Source organism: Mycobacterium gordonae, from assembly GCF_002101675.1.
Lineage (GTDB): Bacteria > Actinomycetota > Actinomycetes > Mycobacteriales > Mycobacteriaceae > Mycobacterium > Mycobacterium gordonae.
Genome location: NZ_LQOY01000255.1, coordinates 24,673 through 40,807 on the forward strand (window position 1 = coordinate 24,673; position 16,135 = coordinate 40,807).

At 67.0% G+C, this 16,135-nt stretch carries 14 protein-coding genes and 2 riboswitches; of the genes, 2 read left to right on the forward strand and 12 right to left on the reverse strand.

The features are described 5' to 3' along the window. Nucleotides 1-7 precede the first annotated feature (7 nt). Complete coding sequence (locus AWC08_RS33840; RefSeq protein WP_065133193.1) at nt 8-868, forward strand: haloalkane dehalogenase; 861 nt, start codon at nt 8-10, stop codon at nt 866-868. Here the strand turns inward: AWC08_RS33840 and gcvP are convergent. The 12 genes from gcvP to AWC08_RS33900 form a co-directional block, all read right to left on the reverse strand. Beyond that, entirely contained in the window at nt 865-3,705 is a 2,841-nt protein-coding gene (gene gcvP / locus AWC08_RS33845; protein ID WP_065133194.1) for an aminomethyl-transferring glycine dehydrogenase, read from the reverse strand. The two genes, AWC08_RS33840 and gcvP, sit on opposite strands and share 4 nt — an antisense overlap. A 39-nt stretch (nt 3,706-3,744) precedes the next feature. Then, a riboswitch (glycine riboswitch) is annotated at nt 3,745-3,869 on the reverse strand. Continuing rightward, nucleotides 3,870-3,967: riboswitch (glycine riboswitch) on the reverse strand. A 30-nt stretch (nt 3,968-3,997) separates the two neighbouring features. Then, the gene (locus AWC08_RS33850; RefSeq protein WP_065133195.1) at nt 3,998-4,621 is read right to left on the reverse strand and encodes a MerR family transcriptional regulator; all 624 of its coding nucleotides are present in this window, start codon (nt 4,619-4,621) and stop codon (nt 3,998-4,000) included. A gap of 264 nt (nt 4,622-4,885) precedes the next feature. After that, a complete protein-coding gene (locus AWC08_RS33855; protein ID WP_065133196.1) occupies nt 4,886-5,380 on the reverse strand; it encodes a bifunctional nuclease family protein in 495 nt (164 codons plus the stop codon). Nucleotides 5,381-5,453: 73 nt separating this feature from the next. Continuing rightward, nucleotides 5,454-6,191 (reverse strand): transcriptional regulator FtsR, encoded by a 738-nt coding sequence (gene ftsR, locus AWC08_RS33860; RefSeq protein WP_065133197.1) that lies wholly within the window; start codon nt 6,189-6,191, stop codon nt 5,454-5,456. Beyond that, complete coding sequence (gene garA, locus AWC08_RS33865; protein ID WP_142283970.1) at nt 6,188-6,649, reverse strand: glycogen accumulation regulator GarA; 462 nt, start codon at nt 6,647-6,649, stop codon at nt 6,188-6,190. The genes ftsR and garA overlap by 4 nt, the downstream gene beginning before the upstream one ends. A 267-nt stretch (nt 6,650-6,916) precedes the next feature. After that, entirely contained in the window at nt 6,917-7,321 is a 405-nt protein-coding gene (gene gcvH, locus AWC08_RS33870) for a glycine cleavage system protein GcvH (protein WP_065133206.1), read from the reverse strand. 26 nt (nt 7,322-7,347) lie between these two features. Then, entirely contained in the window at nt 7,348-8,148 is an 801-nt protein-coding gene (locus tag AWC08_RS33875; protein WP_065133198.1) for a DUF881 domain-containing protein, read from the reverse strand. A gap of 4 nt (nt 8,149-8,152) precedes the next feature. Further along, nucleotides 8,153-8,485: a small basic family protein gene (locus AWC08_RS33880; protein WP_055579108.1), complete on the reverse strand. Its 333-nt coding sequence runs from the start codon at nt 8,483-8,485 to the stop codon at nt 8,153-8,155. After that, nucleotides 8,482-9,408 (reverse strand): DUF881 domain-containing protein, encoded by a 927-nt coding sequence (locus AWC08_RS33885; RefSeq protein ID WP_065133199.1) that lies wholly within the window; start codon nt 9,406-9,408, stop codon nt 8,482-8,484. Before AWC08_RS33885 ends, AWC08_RS33880 begins: the two co-directional genes overlap by 4 nt. After that, nucleotides 9,401-9,991, reverse strand: a complete 591-nt coding sequence (locus AWC08_RS33890) for a CDP-alcohol phosphatidyltransferase family protein (protein WP_065133200.1) — start codon at nt 9,989-9,991, stop codon at nt 9,401-9,403. Before AWC08_RS33890 ends, AWC08_RS33885 begins: the two co-directional genes overlap by 8 nt. 50 nt (nt 9,992-10,041) lie before the next feature. Beyond that, complete coding sequence (secA2, locus tag AWC08_RS33895; protein ID WP_069433933.1) at nt 10,042-12,378, reverse strand: accessory Sec system translocase SecA2; 2,337 nt, start codon at nt 12,376-12,378, stop codon at nt 10,042-10,044. A gap of 34 nt (nt 12,379-12,412) precedes the next feature. Next, nucleotides 12,413-14,056, reverse strand: coding sequence for an acetolactate synthase (locus AWC08_RS33900; protein ID WP_069433944.1), 1,644 nt, complete (start codon nt 14,054-14,056; stop codon nt 12,413-12,415). Nucleotides 14,057-14,151: 95 nt separating this feature from the next. Here AWC08_RS33900 and AWC08_RS33905 point away from each other — a divergent pair, with 95 nt between their 5' ends. Continuing rightward, nucleotides 14,152-16,080 (forward strand): vitamin B12 ABC transporter pemease/ATP-binding protein BacA, encoded by a 1,929-nt coding sequence (locus AWC08_RS33905; RefSeq protein WP_069433934.1) that lies wholly within the window; start codon nt 14,152-14,154, stop codon nt 16,078-16,080. Nucleotides 16,081-16,135 lie beyond the last annotated feature (55 nt).

The window sequence follows — 16,135 nt, forward strand, 5'->3', positions numbered from 1 at the left end:
GCACGACATCACCATCGATTTCATCCCAGACCCCTCGCTGTACCCGTTCGAGTCGCGCTGGTTCGACAGCTCACGGGGCCGGGTCCACTACATCGACGAGGGCGACGGGCCGCCCATCCTGTTCTGCCACGGCAACCCGACCTGGAGCTTTCTCTACCGCGACATCATCGTCGCGCTACGGGACCGGTTCCGTTGCATCGCACCGGATTACCTCGGCTTCGGCCTGTCCGAGCGACCGGCGGGCTTCGGGTACAAGATCGACGAACACGCACGCATCGTCGGCGAATTCGTGGACCACCTGGGTCTGGACGGATTCGTGACGATGGGACAGGACTGGGGTGGTCCGGTCGGCATGGCCGTGGCGGTCGAGCGCGCCGACCGGGTCCGCGGAGTCGTGTTGGGCAACACCTGGTTCTGGCCGACGGACGTGCTGACCACCAAGATCTTCAGCCGGGTCATGTCCAGTCCGCCCATGCAGTACGCGATCTTGAAACGCAACTTCTTTGTGGAACAACTGATTCCGGCCGGGACGGCGCGCCGGCTCAGCCCGGCGGTCTTGGAGCACTACCGGGCGGTGCAGCCAAACGCCGAAGCGCGCAAGGGCGTCGCCGAGATGCCGAAACAGATCCTGGCCGCCCGTCCCCTGCTGGAACGACTCAGCCGGGAAGTGCCGGCCAAGCTCGGAAGCAAACCCGCCCTCTTTGTCTGGGGCATGAAGGATTTCGCGTTCCGGCCGGGCCCGTCATTGCCGCACATGCGTGCGGCGTTCCCCGATCATGTGCTGGTCGAGCTGCCTAGCGCGAAACACTTCATCCAAGAGGACGCGCCCGACGAGATCGCCGCGGCGATCCTCGACCGCTTCAGTTAGGCGAACGCCTCGACCGGCGGGCACGAGCAGACCAGGTTGCGGTCGCCATAGGCGCCGTCGATGCGCCGCACCGGCGGCCACACCTTCGGCCGCCACGTCTTGCCCAGCGGATACGCGGCTTCCTCCCGCGTGTACGGGTGGTTCCACTCGGCTGCCACCAGGCACTCGGCCGTGTGCGGCGCGCCGCGCAGCGGGTTGTCGTCCACCGGCCACTGTCCGGACCCGACGCGGTCGATCTCGCCGCGGATGCCGATCATCGCCTCGCAGAACGCGTCCACCTCGGCCAGGCTCTCGCTCTCGGTGGGCTCCACCATCAGCGTGCCGGCCACCGGGAAGCTCATGGTGGGTGCGTGAAAACCATAGTCCGCCAACCGCTTCGCGACATCGTCGACCGTGACGCCGGTTGCCTTGGTGATGCCGCGCAGATCCAGGATGCACTCGTGGGCCACCATGCCGTTCTCACCGGTGTAGAGCACCGGGAAGTACTCGTCGAGGCGCCGCGCGATGTAGTTGGCCGACGCGATCGCCGTCAGCGAAGCTGCCCGCAAACCGTCGCCGCCCATCATCCTGATGTAGGCCCAGCTGATCGGCAGAATCGACGCGGACCCGTAGGGCGCGGCCGACACCGGGTGTCCCTGCGGCAGTTCGGAGGCGTGCGGGTGGCCGGGTAGGAACTCCGCCAGGTGCGACCGCACGGCTACCGGGCCGACACCGGGGCCGCCGCCCCCGTGCGGGATGCAGAACGTCTTGTGCAGGTTCAGGTGGCTGACGTCGCCGCCGAATTTGCCCGGCCGGGCCAGGCCCACCAGTGCGTTCAGATTGGCGCCGTCCACGTAGACCTGGCCGCCGGCGTCGTGCACGGCGGCGCAGATGTCGGCGATGTCGTGTTCGTAGACACCATGCGTGGACGGATAGGTGATCATCAGTGCCGAAAGCCGGTCAGCGTGCTCGTTGACCTTGACGCGCAGGTCGTCGAGGTCGACGTCGCCGTTCTCGTGGCAGCCCACTACCACCACCCGCATGCCGGCCAGCGCGGCCGAGGCCGCATTGGTGCCGTGTGCGCTGGAGGGGATCAGGCAGATGTCGCGGTGCGGTTCACCACGGCTGGCGTGGTAGTCGTGGATCGCCAGCAGCCCCGCATACTCGCCCTGCGAACCCGCGTTGGGTTGCAGCGAGACGGCGTCGTAACCGGTGATGGCGACCAGCCAGTTCTCCAGGTCGGCGATCAGTCGGCGCAGGCCCGGGGTGTCGGAGGCCGGCGCGAACGGGTGCTGGCGCCCGAACTCCGGCCAGGTGATCGCCTCCATCTCCGCGGCCGCATTGAGCTTCATGGTGCACGACCCGAGCGGGATCATGCTGCGGTCCAGGGCAATGTCCTTGTCCGCCAGGGTGCGCAGGTAACGCATCATCGACGTCTCCGTGCGGTACCGGTGGAACGCCGGATGAGTCAGGAAATCCGATGTGCGCGTTGCGATTTCGGATCGCACCGGCTCGGCGGTCGATACCCCGAACGCGTCCAGCACCGCCGCGACGTGGGCGTCGGTGGTTGCTTCGTCGCACGCCACCGACACGTGGTCGGCGTCGACGCGCCACAGGTTGATGCCGCCGGACTTGGCCGCGGCCACCACCTCGTCGGCGCGGCCCGGCACGCGCGCGAGCACAGTGTCGAAGAAGGTGTCGTGCACCAGTGCCTCGCCCAGGGCCGCGGCGATGGTCTCGGCCTGCGCATGCACCCGGTGCGCGATGGCCCTCAGCCCCTCCGGACCGTGATAGCTGGCGTACATCGCGGCCATCACCGCCAGCAGCACCTGCGCGGTGCAGATGTTGCTGGTCGCCTTGTCCCGGCGGATGTGTTGTTCGCGGGTTTGCAGCGCCAGGCGGTATGCATCACTGCCGTCGGCGTCTTTCGACACCCCCACCAGCCGGCCCGGCAACTGCCGGGCGTGCTTGGTGTGCACCGCCAGATATCCGGCGTGCGGGCCGCCGAATCCCATTGGCACACCGAACCGTTGGGTAGTGCCGAACGCGACGTCGGCGCCGAGCTCACCGGGCGGTGTCAGCAACGTCAGGGCCAGCAGGTCGGCCCCGACAGCCACCAGCGCCCCGCGGTCGTGCGCCTGGCCCACCAGCGCGCGCCAGTCGGTGATCCGGCCGCTGGCGCCCGGGAGTTGGGCGATGACCCCGAAGAAGTCTCCGTCGGGCAGGCCGTCACGCAGGTCGGCGGTGACGATCTCAATACCCAGCGGCTTGGCCCGGGTGGCCAGGATGGCGGCGGTCTGCGCGAACACGTCGACGTCGACCGCAAGCCGGTTCGCCGGGCCCCGGCAGGCGCGGTGCATCAGCGTCATGGCCTCGGCGGCCGCGGTGCCCTCGTCAAGCATCGAGGCGTTGGCGATCTCAAGGCCGGTGAGGTCGGTAACCATGGTCTGGAAATTCAGCAGTGCTTCCAGGCGGCCCTGGCTGATCTCGGGCTGATACGGCGTGTAGGCGGTGTACCAGGCCGGATTCTCCATGATGTTGCGCAGCAGCACCGGCGGCGTGAGCGTGTCGTAGTAACCCTGCCCGATCATCGACACCGCGACCGTGTTGCTGTCTGCCAGCGCCCGCAGCTCGGCCAGCGCCTCGGCCTCGGTGGCGGCCGGCGGTAGCGCGTCCAGGCCCGGGGCGAGACCGGCGCCGGTCAGCTTGTCGAGGATGCCGCTGGGCACGGCTTTGGCGGCCAGTTCGTCCAGGGAGCCGACGCCGATGACGTCCAGGATGGTCGCGACGGCGGAGCCGTCCAAACCGATGTGCCGGTCTGCGAACGTGGAAGGGTCGGGCGTCGATTTTCCAGACACGAGGTGAATCTCCTGACGTAGGGCACCACTGAACACGGGCCCCCTCCCTCTGTCTTCACCCGTACGGTGGGCGCCTGAGAGATTCGGCGCGCTCGGCGCCTTTCCCCATCGGCGGGCTGTTATTGATGACCGGTGCCCGGTCAAGCCGCTTTCCAGAGGCATCGTCATCTCGGGCGGTCCGGGTGCCTGAGAGGTTGACGGAGAGGTATTGCTCCTTCGGCGTCTGTGGCTGGCGGCCACAGAACTCTCCCGCGCGAGAACGATGCGGCTACTAGTTTACGCCGCGGATCGGCTAGCCGATCTTGCGGTCGCGGTGCTTGCGGCGGGAGGCCAGCTCGTCCTCCGGCGCGGCGATCGATTCGCCGCCGTCGGCCCGTTCACCCGGGAAGTCGGCGATGACACCGGTCAGCTCGCGCATCGCTCCCGAAACGGCGATGCCGAACACGCCCTGACCGCCCTGCAGCAGGTCGACGACCTCTTCGGCCGAGGTGCACTCGTACACGCTGGTGCCGTCGGAGAACAGGGTGATGTTGGCCAGGTCCTGGACACCCCGCTGGCGCAGGTGGTCGACCGCGACCCGGATGTTGTGCAGCGAAATCCCGGTGTCCAGCAGCCGCTTGACGATCTTGAGGACCAGGATGTCTTTGAACGAATAGAGGCGCTGGCTGCCCGATCCGGCCGCGCTGCGGATCGACGGCACCACCAACGAGGTACGGGCCCAGTAGTCCAGCTGGCGGTAGGTGATCCCGGCGATCTGACACGCGCTCGGGCCGCGGTAGCCCACCAGTTCGTCCGGCACCGAATCGTCGGGGAACAGACCGGGCTGTACGGGTTCGGCGGCGCTGCTGTTGGCTTTCGGCGCGGTGGCCGGGTGCTCAGCAAGATCCAGCTGTCCTTGACGTGGCTGCTCGCTCACGGTGCGTCCTCTCGCCGATCGCGCTGTTGACACTAGCTGCGGCACTGGCTGCCCCAACAGCCACGTTATCTCAGGTTCGAGTGTTAGAGAGCATACGCGCTTCAGTGGCTGCTGTGCGGTGGTCGATCATCAACTCGTCAACAAAGTATGGCTGGCACCGGGATCAGTCGCCGACATCTGCCAGGCGTGTCGACAATCCGTTGTGTGATATGAGACGCATCCGTGATGTCCGGCGGGTACCCGGCGTGCACGGGCGCATGCCGGTCAGGTCGCCTTGAAGTCGTCCGGGGAGACGCTGTCGAGAAACTCCTTGAACTTCTCCACCTCGTCCTCGCGGACGGCGCTGCCGGACTCCTCGTCGCCCTCGTCGGGAATCAGCAGACCGGCCTGGGCCAGTACTGCCTCCTCGACGTAGATCGGCACACCGACGCGCAGCGCGATCGCCACCGAATCCGACGGCCGAGCCGACACCTTGATGTCGCGGTCGAAGATCAGGTCGGCGTAGAAGGTGCCTTCCTGCAGATCGACGATGCGCACCTCCTTGAGCGAATGCCCAAGTGCGGCAATGAGATCCCTGATCAGGTCATGGGTCAGCGGGCGGGGTGGCTCCACCCCCTGTTGCTCTAGCGCGATGGCCGCGGCCTCCGACTGGCCGATCCAGATCGGCAGGTAGCGATCACCATTTGCCTCGCGCAGCAGCAGCACCGGCTGGTTCTGGGGCTGCTCGACGCGAATGCCGACAACACGAACTTCACCCATCTGTGTCTGCCCTCCGCACGCGCTGCTTTTGACTCAACTCGCCGAATACCAGCTGTCGAAGGAAGTCTAGTCCTCAGCGGTGCAGTACGTCGCGGACGGCGGACTTGATCAGTGAGGTGTGCAACGTGATTGCGAGCGCCGCGACCTCTCGGGCCAAGTCGTCGGCACGATCACGCGCGCCGGCCTTGTCGGCCTTGACCAGCGGCCCGGCGATCTGGGCGATCAGATCCGACTGCCGATCGGCGGCCGAACGAAACGCCCGCAGGTGCCTGGGCTCGACGCCGTAATCGGCCAGCGCCCGCGCACATTGAAGAATCACCACGGCGTGTTCGTCGAAGAAACCGCCCGGCCCGGTGGTGATCACTCCCGCCTTGAGCAGGGCCGTCAGCAGCCCGTCATCCACTCCCGAGCGCTCGAGCAGGTCTTCGCGACTGAGCCGGACGCGGGTCGGTGCCACACCGCCGGGGTCGGCACCCGCCTCGACGCCGTCAGCCACCGACACCAATCGCGGTACCCCGTAGGGAGATCCGATGGCGGGCAACTCCCCGTCCGGCAGAGCGTCCAATTGCGCCCTGATCACCTTCAGCGGCAGGTAGTGGTCACGCTGGGCGGTGAGGATGAAGCGCAGTCGCGCACAGTCGTACGCGGTGAACCTCCGATAACCCGACGCCGCGCGTTGCGGCGTCACCAGCCCTTCGGCCTCCAGGAAACGAATCTTGGAGATTGTGACGTCGGGAAAGTCCGGTCGCAGCAAGTCCAGGACCGCTCCGATCGACATCCCGGCGAGCGCAGGGCTATCGGGTGCGGTCACTGGCCCCCGGATCCCCCGTCGTCGTCACCCTTGGGGCCGGTCAGGAACACCAGGCGGAACTTCCCGATCTGGACCTCGTCGCCGTTGGCCAGCACGGCCGAATCCACCGGCTCGCGATTGACGTAGGTGCCGTTCAGGCTGCCCACGTCCACGACGTTGAACTCGCCGCCTTCCAAACGGAATTCGGCGTGCCGGCGGCTCACCGTCACGTCGTCGAGGAAGATGTCGCTGTCGGGGTGCCGGCCGGCGGAGGTGATGGCCTGGTCCAGCAGGAAGCGGGATCCGGCGTTGGGTCCGCGTTTGACGACCAGCAACGCCGAGCCGGCCGGGAGTCCCTCCACCCCGGACACCGAACTCTCGGTACCCGACTGAGCGGGCGCGTCCAGTTCGTTGAGGAAGTCGGCGCGGAAGACCGAGGTCGTCTCCACCGTGACTTCGTCACCCTGGTCGTTATCCATTCCCGTCACCCGCTGCTCCTCACTGGCCGCTGTGGCGTTGTCTGACCGGGCCGTTCGGCCGGCCGCCCACTCGGATCTGTCGCCTGTACTGCGCTGCTGTTCACTGCTTGAAAAAATCGATGTCTTGACCGTACCGCGCACGGGTCGGCGGTGTGCCGACCCCTGCAGGATCCTAAGCCCGACATCCCGGCTTCTCCTAGATCTGTACCGAATCCCCCGACCGGTCCCGCATCCTGCCACGCAACGCTTTCGGGACCTTAGCAATCCTCATTCGGTGAGTGTGCCGCGGTACGCCTCAGCGTCGAGCAGCCCCGCGATCGCGGCATCGAGCTCGGCGACACCGGTGCCGTCGACCTGGAGTTCCAGCAACCAGCCGTCGCCGTAGGGGTCGGAGTTCAACAGCTGCGGAGTGCCTTCCAGCTCGCCGTTGACCGCCGACACCTTGCCCGAGACCGGGGCATAAAGGTCTGAGACCGATTTCGTCGATTCCACCTCGCCGAACGAATCGCCGGCCGTGAGCTCAGCGCCCACGTCGGGCAGCTGAACGAAGACCACGTCACCCAGCGCCGATTGAGCGAAATCGGTGATCCCTACCCGAATGGTGTCTTCTGCGCTGCGGCGAACCCACTCGTGCTCGGTGGTGTAGTGCAGATCGGATGGGATATCGGTCACGGTGATCCTGTTCTGGTCGGGTTGGTTCACTTGCCGGGCTGAGCGTATTGGTGCGGTTTTGGTTGCCGCAAGGTGGTCACTTCGACGCGGTCGGCCTGCTGCACGGACATCCGTCCGCCCACTCGCTTGACGCTGTCCTCGGCCCCGCCCGGGATGTTCATGGCGGCGGCCAGGGTGGGCGGATCACCAATCGCCAGAAGAGAATACGGCGGGGAGAGCGCCTTGGTGTCGATGGTGAGGGCACCCGCCGATCCGGTGACCCAGGTGTCGACGCCGACCCGCACCGACTGCCGGGTGTCGTTGATCTCGATCGCTTCGGCGCCCGCCGCCCGCAACTCGTTGATCACGTCGAGCATCACTTCCGGCGCCACCCCGGGCCCGGGATCTTCGATCTTGACCGTGACCCCCGGGCCGGTCGCGCCTACGGCGCCGGCGAGGATGGACAACGCCGCCAACCTGGCCTGCGCGCTTTCGATCGCGGCCTGGTCGGTGTTTCCCGAGGCCTGCAACGCGTTGAGGGTGTTCTGCAGATCGGCCACCTCGGTGCTCAGCGCCGCCTCGCGCTGGCGCAGCGAATCCAGCAGCACCAACAGGTCTGCGGGACGGGCGGTTTCCAGTGAGTCGCCGGACTCGTTTTGGCGGACCTGCGTGACAATCGCGACGCCGAGGACCAGGCACAGCAGCACCGCCAGGCTTCCGAACACCCAGCGGGACCTACCGGCGGTCAGCGTGGCCCGCAAGCCGGTTCGGCGCGGGCGGTCGGCCGGGAGTTCGTGGCGCCCGCGGTGCGCGGGCTTCTCGTCGGGTCCGGGCTCTATTTCGGACATACCGTCACGCCCCGAAGAGCCTGCGGCGCAGCGCCGCGGCATTGCCGAAGATCCGGATTCCGAGTACCACGATGATCGCCGTCGACAGTTGGGTGCCCACGCCGAGCTGGTCGCCGACGTAGACGATAAGTGCGGCGACCAGCACGTTGAACACGAACGAGACGACGAAGACCTTGGGGTCGAAAATGCGTTCCAGGTAGGCGCGCAGCCCGCCGAAGACCGCGTCCAGCGCGGCAACCACCGCGATCGGCAGATACGGCTGGATGACCTCGGGCACGCTGGGATGGAATACCAATCCCAGCACGATGCCGATGACAAGCGCGGCAATACCGATCACTTCGGCCCAATCTCTTTGGCGAACTTGATGTCCCGGATCGCTCCGGCGGGCAGAGCCAGACTGTCGCCGAGGTCCACGTTGACGCCCACTCCGTAGGAGGCTTCCAGCAGCCTAAGCCGCCGCAACCCGGGGCTGCGATCGAAGGTGTCTCGCATCGCCTTGGGCGGCCCGATCGCCCGGATGGTGTACGGACTGGTGGTCGGATTGTTGTCGACCAGGATCGCGCCTCCCGCCTGCCGGATGGTCACGTTGGGCCCGATCCTGGCGCCGTCGACCGAAATGGCCTCCGCGCCACTGGCCCACAGCGAATTCACGACGAGTTGCAGGTCGCGGTCGAGGATGATCTGCTGACTGCCGCTGACCCGCTGCTTGGACGCATCGGAAAGGTTGGGGCCGGCACCGGGGTCGGTCACGGTGACGGTCAGGCCGGGGCCGACCACCGGCGTGCTGGCCGCGGCCAGGCTCAATGCGTCCAGGTTATTCAGCAGCCGTTGGCCCTCCGCGTCGTCGGCCAGAGCGAGGCGCTGCACCTGGTCGACCTTGGCCGCCAAGGTGCTGCGCTGTTTGGCCAACCGGGTGGCCGTGGCCTGCGTCAGACGGACGTTGGTGGCCAGGAGTTGTTGCGCTGAGCGCACTCCGGGAGCGACCGAGCGGGCCTGCGCGACCGCAGCCGCGAACACCGCTGCCACCAGGGTCGCGGCCAGCGCCTGCCAGAGCCACCCGAAGGCGCGCCCCCGGCGGCTCTCGGGTTCGCCGCGGCGCTGCCGTTCAGCGGCGGCCGCCGCGTATCCGGGGTCCAGATGTTCGGACAGCAGCGCGCGCAGCAGCGAGGGCACCGGGATGCGTTGCGGGCGAGCCGCGTCGTGAGTGCTGTAGCCGGCGTTGGGGTCGTAGCCGCCGAGCAGCCGATCGGGTTCAGCCATGCTTGACCTTCGGCATTCGGCGCATCACCAGGACCATCTGCACGATGTAGAGCACGAACGCCCACAGGTACATGTAGAGGCCCCAGGCCAGGAACGCCCAGCCGCAGGCGAGCACGACGCGGCTCCACAGCGCGTCCCACTGTCCCAGCAGGACCAGGGGGAAACCGGACATCAGCGCGAACGTCGCTGCCTTCCCCACGTAGGAGACCGGCAGCGCCGACAGGCCCCGGCTCCACAGCAGCGGCAGCGTCCCAGCCAGCGCCGCGTCCCGGCCCAGCAGCGTCAGCACGAACCACCACGGGGCGATGCCGCTGATCGCGAACACGATCGGCACCGTCACCATGTAGAGCCGGTCGACGGCCGGATCCAACAGCATGCCCAGCCGCGACTGCTGGTTGAGCAGGCGGGCGATCTTGCCGTCCGCCCAGTCCGAGACGCCGCTGAACATCAGGATCGCCACTGCCCAGCTGTGCGTGTGGGTGACCAGCATCAGGTAGACGAAAACCGGGATGAGAGCGAGTCGGACGACGCTCAGCACGTTGGGCACCGTCAGCACCCGGTTCTGCACGAGCACGGGCTCCATGTGCGGTGACATTAGCCCGGTGACGATGCGGTCCGCACGGCGGACGCAACTCAGCGGAAGACGCCGGGCAGGCTCAGGGTGGACAGCGTGTCGTCGGACAACGGGTTGTCGTTGACCATGTAGGTCCATGTGGACGTCGGCCGGGCCAGCTTGGACAGATCCAGGCCCGGCTCGTCCTCGAGAATGTTGGCCGTCTCGAACGTCTGCTGCGCGGCCTCGATGGCGTCGGCGGCAAGTGATGCGAACGCGTCCACCGCCATCCGGTGGAACTCGTCGAGTGGATTCTGCCGCCCGAGCGCGCGCAGATGGATGCTCTCGCGGATGTCGGCCAGGTAGGCCAGATGATCGGCCCAGCCGCGGTCGAGGTGGTAGAGCATGATCAGCCGGCAGATCTTCTCCAGCCGTTCTTCGGAGATCTCTTCGCGCAGCTCCTTGTACCGCTTGGGCGCCAGCTCCTCCAGCTCTTCACGAGCAGTTGGCGTGCGCAGCAACGTGTTTCGTCGATCGACGATGATGGCGCGCTGCTGGGCGATGAGCTGGTTGTAGCGCCAGGTGTTCGCGTGCACGTCGAGCAGCCGGCCCTCGGCGACCCGCTGCGCATGGTCGAGCAGGGTACTGGTCTTGGGGCTGAGGATGCGGCCGTCCTCGTCGGTTTCGGTGGGCAGCTTGTTGCTGTCGAGATTGGCCGCCACCACGTCGTCTTCCCAACTCGAGAAGAACACCGACGACCCCGGGTCCCCCTGCCGTCCGGCGCGGCCGCGCAGCTGGTTGTCCAGACGCTCGGTGTGATGCCGGCCGGTGCCGACCACGTGCAGGCCGCCCAGTTCGGCGACGCGGTCGTGGTCGGACTCGTCGGAGCCGCCGAGGCGGATGTCGGTGCCGCGCCCGGCCATCTGGGTCGACACGGTGACCGAGCCGTAGGTGCCGGCTTCGGCGATCACCCGGGCCTCTTCGGCGTCGTTCTTGGCGTTGAGCAGCACCGCGGGCACACCGCGCCGGGTCAGCCGCTCGTAGAGGTCCTCGGATTCGGCGACGTCGCGGGTCCCGACCAGGACCGGCTGCCCGGTCTCATGCACCTCGGCGATGTGCTGCACGAGCGCGTCGTTCTTGGCGGCGGCGGTGATGTAGACCCGGTCCGACTCGTCCTCGCGGATGTTCGGAGTGTTCGGCGGAATCGGTGACACGCCGAGCTTGTAGAACTGACGCAGCTGCTCGCCGGCGGCCAGCGCGGTGCCGGTCATGCCGCACACGGTCGTGTAGCGGTTGATCAGCGCTTGCACCGTGATGGTGTCCAGCACCTCGCCGGTCTCGGTGGTCTCGATGCCCTCCTTAGCCTCGACGGCGGCCTGCAGGCCGTCCGGCCAGCGCTGCAGTTGAGCGATGCGGCCGCGGGAGGAATTGATCAGGTGCACCGCATCGTCGCGCACGATGTAGTGGACGTCGCGCTGCAGCAGCACATGCGCATGCAGGGCGACGTTGACCTCGGTGAGAGTGGTGCCGACGTGTTCCTCGGAGTACAGGTCGATGCCGCCGAGCGCTTTTTCCAGCTTGCGGGCGCCCATTTCAGTCAGGTGGACGTTGCGGCTGTCGGCGTCGGTCGCGTAGTAGTCCTCGGCGTTCTTGTGGTGGACGAGCTGGCCGACCAGTTTGATGATTTCCAGCCGCGGCGTCTCCCGGTGGGTGGTGCCGGCCAGTACCAGCGGCACCAGCGCCTCGTCGACCAGCACCGAGTCCGCCTCGTCGATCAGCGCCACGTCGGGGTTGGGCGAAACCAGATCGTCGACGTCGGTGACCAACTGGTCGCGCAGCACGTCGAAGCCGATCTCGTTGACCGAGGCGTAGGTGACGTCGCAGTCGTAGGCCGCCCGGCGGTCGGCGCTCGTCGACTCGGCGGTAATCCAGCCGACGGTCAGCCCCATCGCCTCGATCAGCGGGCCCATCCACTCCGCGTCGCGGCGCGCCAGGTAGTCGTTGATCGTCACCACATGCACGTGCCGTCCGGCCAGCGCGTAGCCCGCCGCCGCGATCGCCCCGGCCAGCGTCTTGCCCTCACCGGTGGCCATTTCGATCACATCGCCGGCCAGCATCCGCAGCGCACCCAGGAGCTGCACGTCGAAGGGGCGTAGATCGGTCGCGCGCTCGGCCGCTTCCCGTGCGATTGCCAGGAACTGGGGAATGTCGGCAGCGTCGGCCAGGTCGTCCAGTTGGAGCAGGCCTGCCGCCTTACGCAGCTTCTCGTCGGTGAGATCTGCGGCTTCCTTTTCGTACTCCTCGGCATCGGTCACCACGGCCATCGAGCGGCTGCGGTTCTTTTCCGTCGTGGCGCCGAGCAGGCGCCAGAAGCGGCTGCTCAGCCGTCCGGGCTGGGAGCGGGTGGTCTTCGGCACAGCTAAACGGTACGCGAACTGCAGGCGGGCCCGATCAGGCCAGGTTGGATCGGCGCGGGTAGGCGACGCTCGGGTCGGTGAGGACGTTGACGACGGACGGTAGGCCGCTGGCGAAAGCGCGTTCGAGCGCCGGACGAAGCTCCGCGGGTGCCGAGACCAGCTCGCTGTGGGCGCCCAGCGCACGGGCCACCTCGTCGTACCGGGTTCCGGGCCGCAGCTCGGCCACTACCGAATAGCCGTACAACGCCTCCATCGGGTGCTTTTCCAGCCCCCAGATGCCGTTGTTGCCCACCACCGACACCACCGGGACGTTGTGCCGCACCAGGGTGTCCCACTCCATGCCGCTGAAGCCGAATGCGCCATCGCCCTGCAGCAGAACCACCTGCCGCTCGGGCCGGGCGAGTTTGGCCGCCAGCGCATACCCCGGACCCGAGCCCAGGCAGCCGAAGGGGCCGCTGTCCAACCAGCAGCCCGGCTGGTAGCTGTCGATGACCCGACCGGCGTAGGAGCCGAAGTCCCCGGCGTCGATGACGACGATGGCGTCGCGGTCCAGCAACGGAGCCAACTCGGCGTAGACCCGCATGGGGTGCAGCGGGATTCGGTCCTCGGCGAGCTCGGCCTTCTCGGATTCGCGTGCTGCGGTCTCGGTGGCTCGGAGGCCATTGGTCCAGTCCCGGTGTTCGCTGGTACCCGCGGTGGCCAGCGCAGAGAGGATCTCGGTGAGGTCGCCGTAGAGCTCGGCGGCAACCGGACGCGGATGGGCGCGATCGGGGCGGGCGCGGTCGATGGCGATGAGTTGGGTGTCCGCACCGAACACACCACCGAAGCCGAGCCGGAAATCCATTGGCACTCCGACGATCAGCGCAACGTCGGCGCCGCCTAACGCCTTGGAGCGGGCCCGCGAGAACGCCAGCGGGTGGTCGGCGGGCACCACTCCGCGGGCCATCCCGTTCATCAGCACGGGGATGCGCAGTTGTTCGGCCAGCCGCAGCAGTCCGTCCTCCCCGCGACCCCACCAGACGTTGGTGCCGGCCATGATCACCGGCCGCTCGGCTTTGGACAGCAGGTCCACGGCCCGGTCCAGCGCATCGGCGTCGACAGCGGGCGGGTTCGGCAGGGTGCTCAACGCGCCAGGACTGCAGTCTTCCTCGGCCATCGAAAACACGTGGTCCATCGGGAAGTCGACGAATCCGACCCCAGACGGAGCGCTGACCGACGACCGCAGCGCCTGGTCGACGAGTGCGCCGGCATCCTGCGCTGACTGTGCGGTGGCGGCGAAGCGGCACAGTGGCGCGACGAACGGCACGTGGTCGATCTCCTGCAGGGACCCCATCCCCCAGCGCAACGCCGGCGCCCGGCCGCCGAGCACCACCAGCGGCGACTGGTTCTGTTGGGCGGCGGCCATGGCGCTCATACCGTTGGTGATGCCGGGCCCGGCGGTCAGCGCGGCGACGCCGGGCACCCGGGTCACCTTCGACCAGCCCTCGGCGGCGAACGTGGCGGTCTGCTCGTGGCGGGTGTCGATGAGGCGGACGCCCTCGTCGCGGCAGCCGTCGTAGATGGAGAACAAGTGGCCGCCGGACAGCGTGAAAAGCGTGTCGATGCCGCTGGCCCGGAGTCGGCGGGCGACGAGTCGGCCGGCGTGCAGGGTCTGGGCGGGCGCGGCGTCGGTGGTCATCACCGCAGCCTATCCATCCGCCGTCGGGTACCTTCGCCGGAGGATTTTCTGTTGCTCAGCCGCGCAGAACACCTCGACTGTGAGGAGACAAGACCGTGGGTCCGAAGCCGTTCACGTTCTCGATCGATTGGGCCCATGCGCTGATCGATTCATTGCGGTGGACCGCCATCGCATGGGCGATCAGCGCGGTCTGCCTCCTGCTCGTGCTGTTGCTGGTCCGGTTCATCACTCCGTGGGGTCGCCAGTTCTGGCGGATCACCGGTGGGTATTTCACCGGTCGCCACAGTGTCCGCGTCTGGCTCATGTTCGGTGTGCTGCTGCTCTCGGTGGTGCTGGCGGTACGGCTGAACGTGTTGTTCAGCTTCCAGGGCAAGGACATGTACACCGCTTTGCAGAAGGCGTTCGAAGGCGCTGCCGGCGACAATGAGGTTGTCAAAAACTCTGGTGTACATGGCTTTTGGATGTCGATCGGGATCTTCAGCATCATGGCCGTGATTCACGTGGCCCGGGTGATGGCCGACATCTACCTCACGCAGCGGTTCATCGTCGCCTGGCGGGTATGGCTCACCGACCAACTCACCGGTGACTGGCTGGACGGCCGCGCCTACTACCGCGACCTTTTCATCGACGAGACCATCGACAACCCCGACCAGCGTATCCAGCAAGACATCGACATCTTCACCGCCGGAACGGGTACCGGCCCGAACCAGCCCGGAACCGGGACGGGCAGCCTGCTGTTGTTCGGCGCGGTGCAGTCGGTGATTTCCGTGGTGTCGTTCAGCGCGATCCTGTGGGAGCTGTCCGGCACGCTCACCTTCTTCGGAATTTCCTTCCCGCGCGTGATGTTCTGGACCGTCATCATTTACGTGCTGGTCGCCACGATCATTTCGTTCGTCATCGGCCGTCCGCTGATCTGGCTTAGCTTCCGCAACGAAAAGCTCAATGCCGCTTTCCGATACGCCTTGGTGCGACTGCGCGATGCGGCCGAGGCGGTCGGCTTCTACCGCGGCGAGCGGGCAGAACGCACCCAGCTGCGCAAGCGTTTCGCGCCCGTTATCGACAACTACTTGCACTACGTCAACCGCAGCGTCGGCTTCTATGGCTGGAACCTGGCAGTCAGTCAGGCGATCGTGCCGTTGCCATGGTTGATTCAAGCGCCGCGATTGTTTGCCGGCACAATCGATTTCGGTGATGTCAGCCAGACGGCGTCGGCGTTCGGCAATATCTCGGACTCGCTGTCGTTCTTCCGCAACGCCTACGACCAGTTCGCGTCCTACCGCGCCGCCATCATCCGGCTGCACGGGTTGGTCGAAGCCAACGAGCAGGGACGTGCCTTGCCGTCGGTACTGGCGCTGCCAAGTACCGACGGTTCGGTGCAGATCGAGAATGTTGAAGTGCGCAAGCCCGATGGCGACCGGTTGATCGACCCCCTGGACGTGCGGCTGGAAACCGGACAATCGCTGGTAATCACCGGCCGCTCCGGTTCAGGCAAGACCACCCTGCTGCGCAGCCTCGCTGAATTGTGGCCGTTTGCCACCGGCACGCTGCACCGGCCCGACGGCGACAACGAAACGATGTTCTTGTCTCAATTGCCCTACGTGCCGCTTGGCGATCTGCGTTCGGTGGTCTGCTACCCCCTGTCGACCGAGGACGTCTCTGATGCCGAGCTGCACGACGTTTTGACGAAAGTCGCTCTGGCGCCGCTGATTACGCGTCTCGATGAAGATCAGGACTGGGCCAAGGTGCTGTCGCCGGGTGAGCAACAAAGGGTCGCCTTTGCGCGAATCCTGCTCACCAAACCCAAAGCGGTATTCCTCGACGAATCCACCTCAGCGCTCGACCCGGGCCTGGAGTACGCGCTGTACCAGCTGGTGCGCACCGAGCTGCCGGACACCATCGTGGTCAGCGTGAGCCACCGCCCCACCGTCGAGCAACACCACGAGCGGCACCTGGAACTGCTCGGCGAAGCGCAATGGCGGCTGGGCCCGGTCGACAAGCAGGCGGTGGCTTCCGGCAGTTCCTAGGCGGGAGGCTCACCCGGGTGGTGTTGTTGTCCAAATTGCCATGAGGGCTGTGGTT

Bases quoted from the DNA above. Each gene is read 5' to 3' on its own strand.
- AWC08_RS33875 (WP_065133198.1), bottom strand. From the start codon at position 8,148: ATGTCCGAAATAGAGCCCGGACCCGACGAGAAGCCCGCGCACCGCGGG.
- AWC08_RS33890 (WP_065133200.1), bottom strand. From the start codon at position 9,991: ATGGAGCCCGTGCTCGTGCAGAACCGGGTGCTGACGGTGCCCAACGTG.
- AWC08_RS33855 (WP_065133196.1), bottom strand. From the start codon at position 5,380: ATGGGTGAAGTTCGTGTTGTCGGCATTCGCGTCGAGCAGCCCCAGAAC.
- garA (WP_142283970.1), bottom strand. From the start codon at position 6,649: ATGGATAACGACCAGGGTGACGAAGTCACGGTGGAGACGACCTCGGTC.
- AWC08_RS33885 (WP_065133199.1), bottom strand. From the start codon at position 9,408: ATGGCTGAACCCGATCGGCTGCTCGGCGGCTACGACCCCAACGCCGGC.
- AWC08_RS33900 (WP_069433944.1), bottom strand. From the start codon at position 14,056: ATGACCACCGACGCCGCGCCCGCCCAGACCCTGCACGCCGGCCGACTC.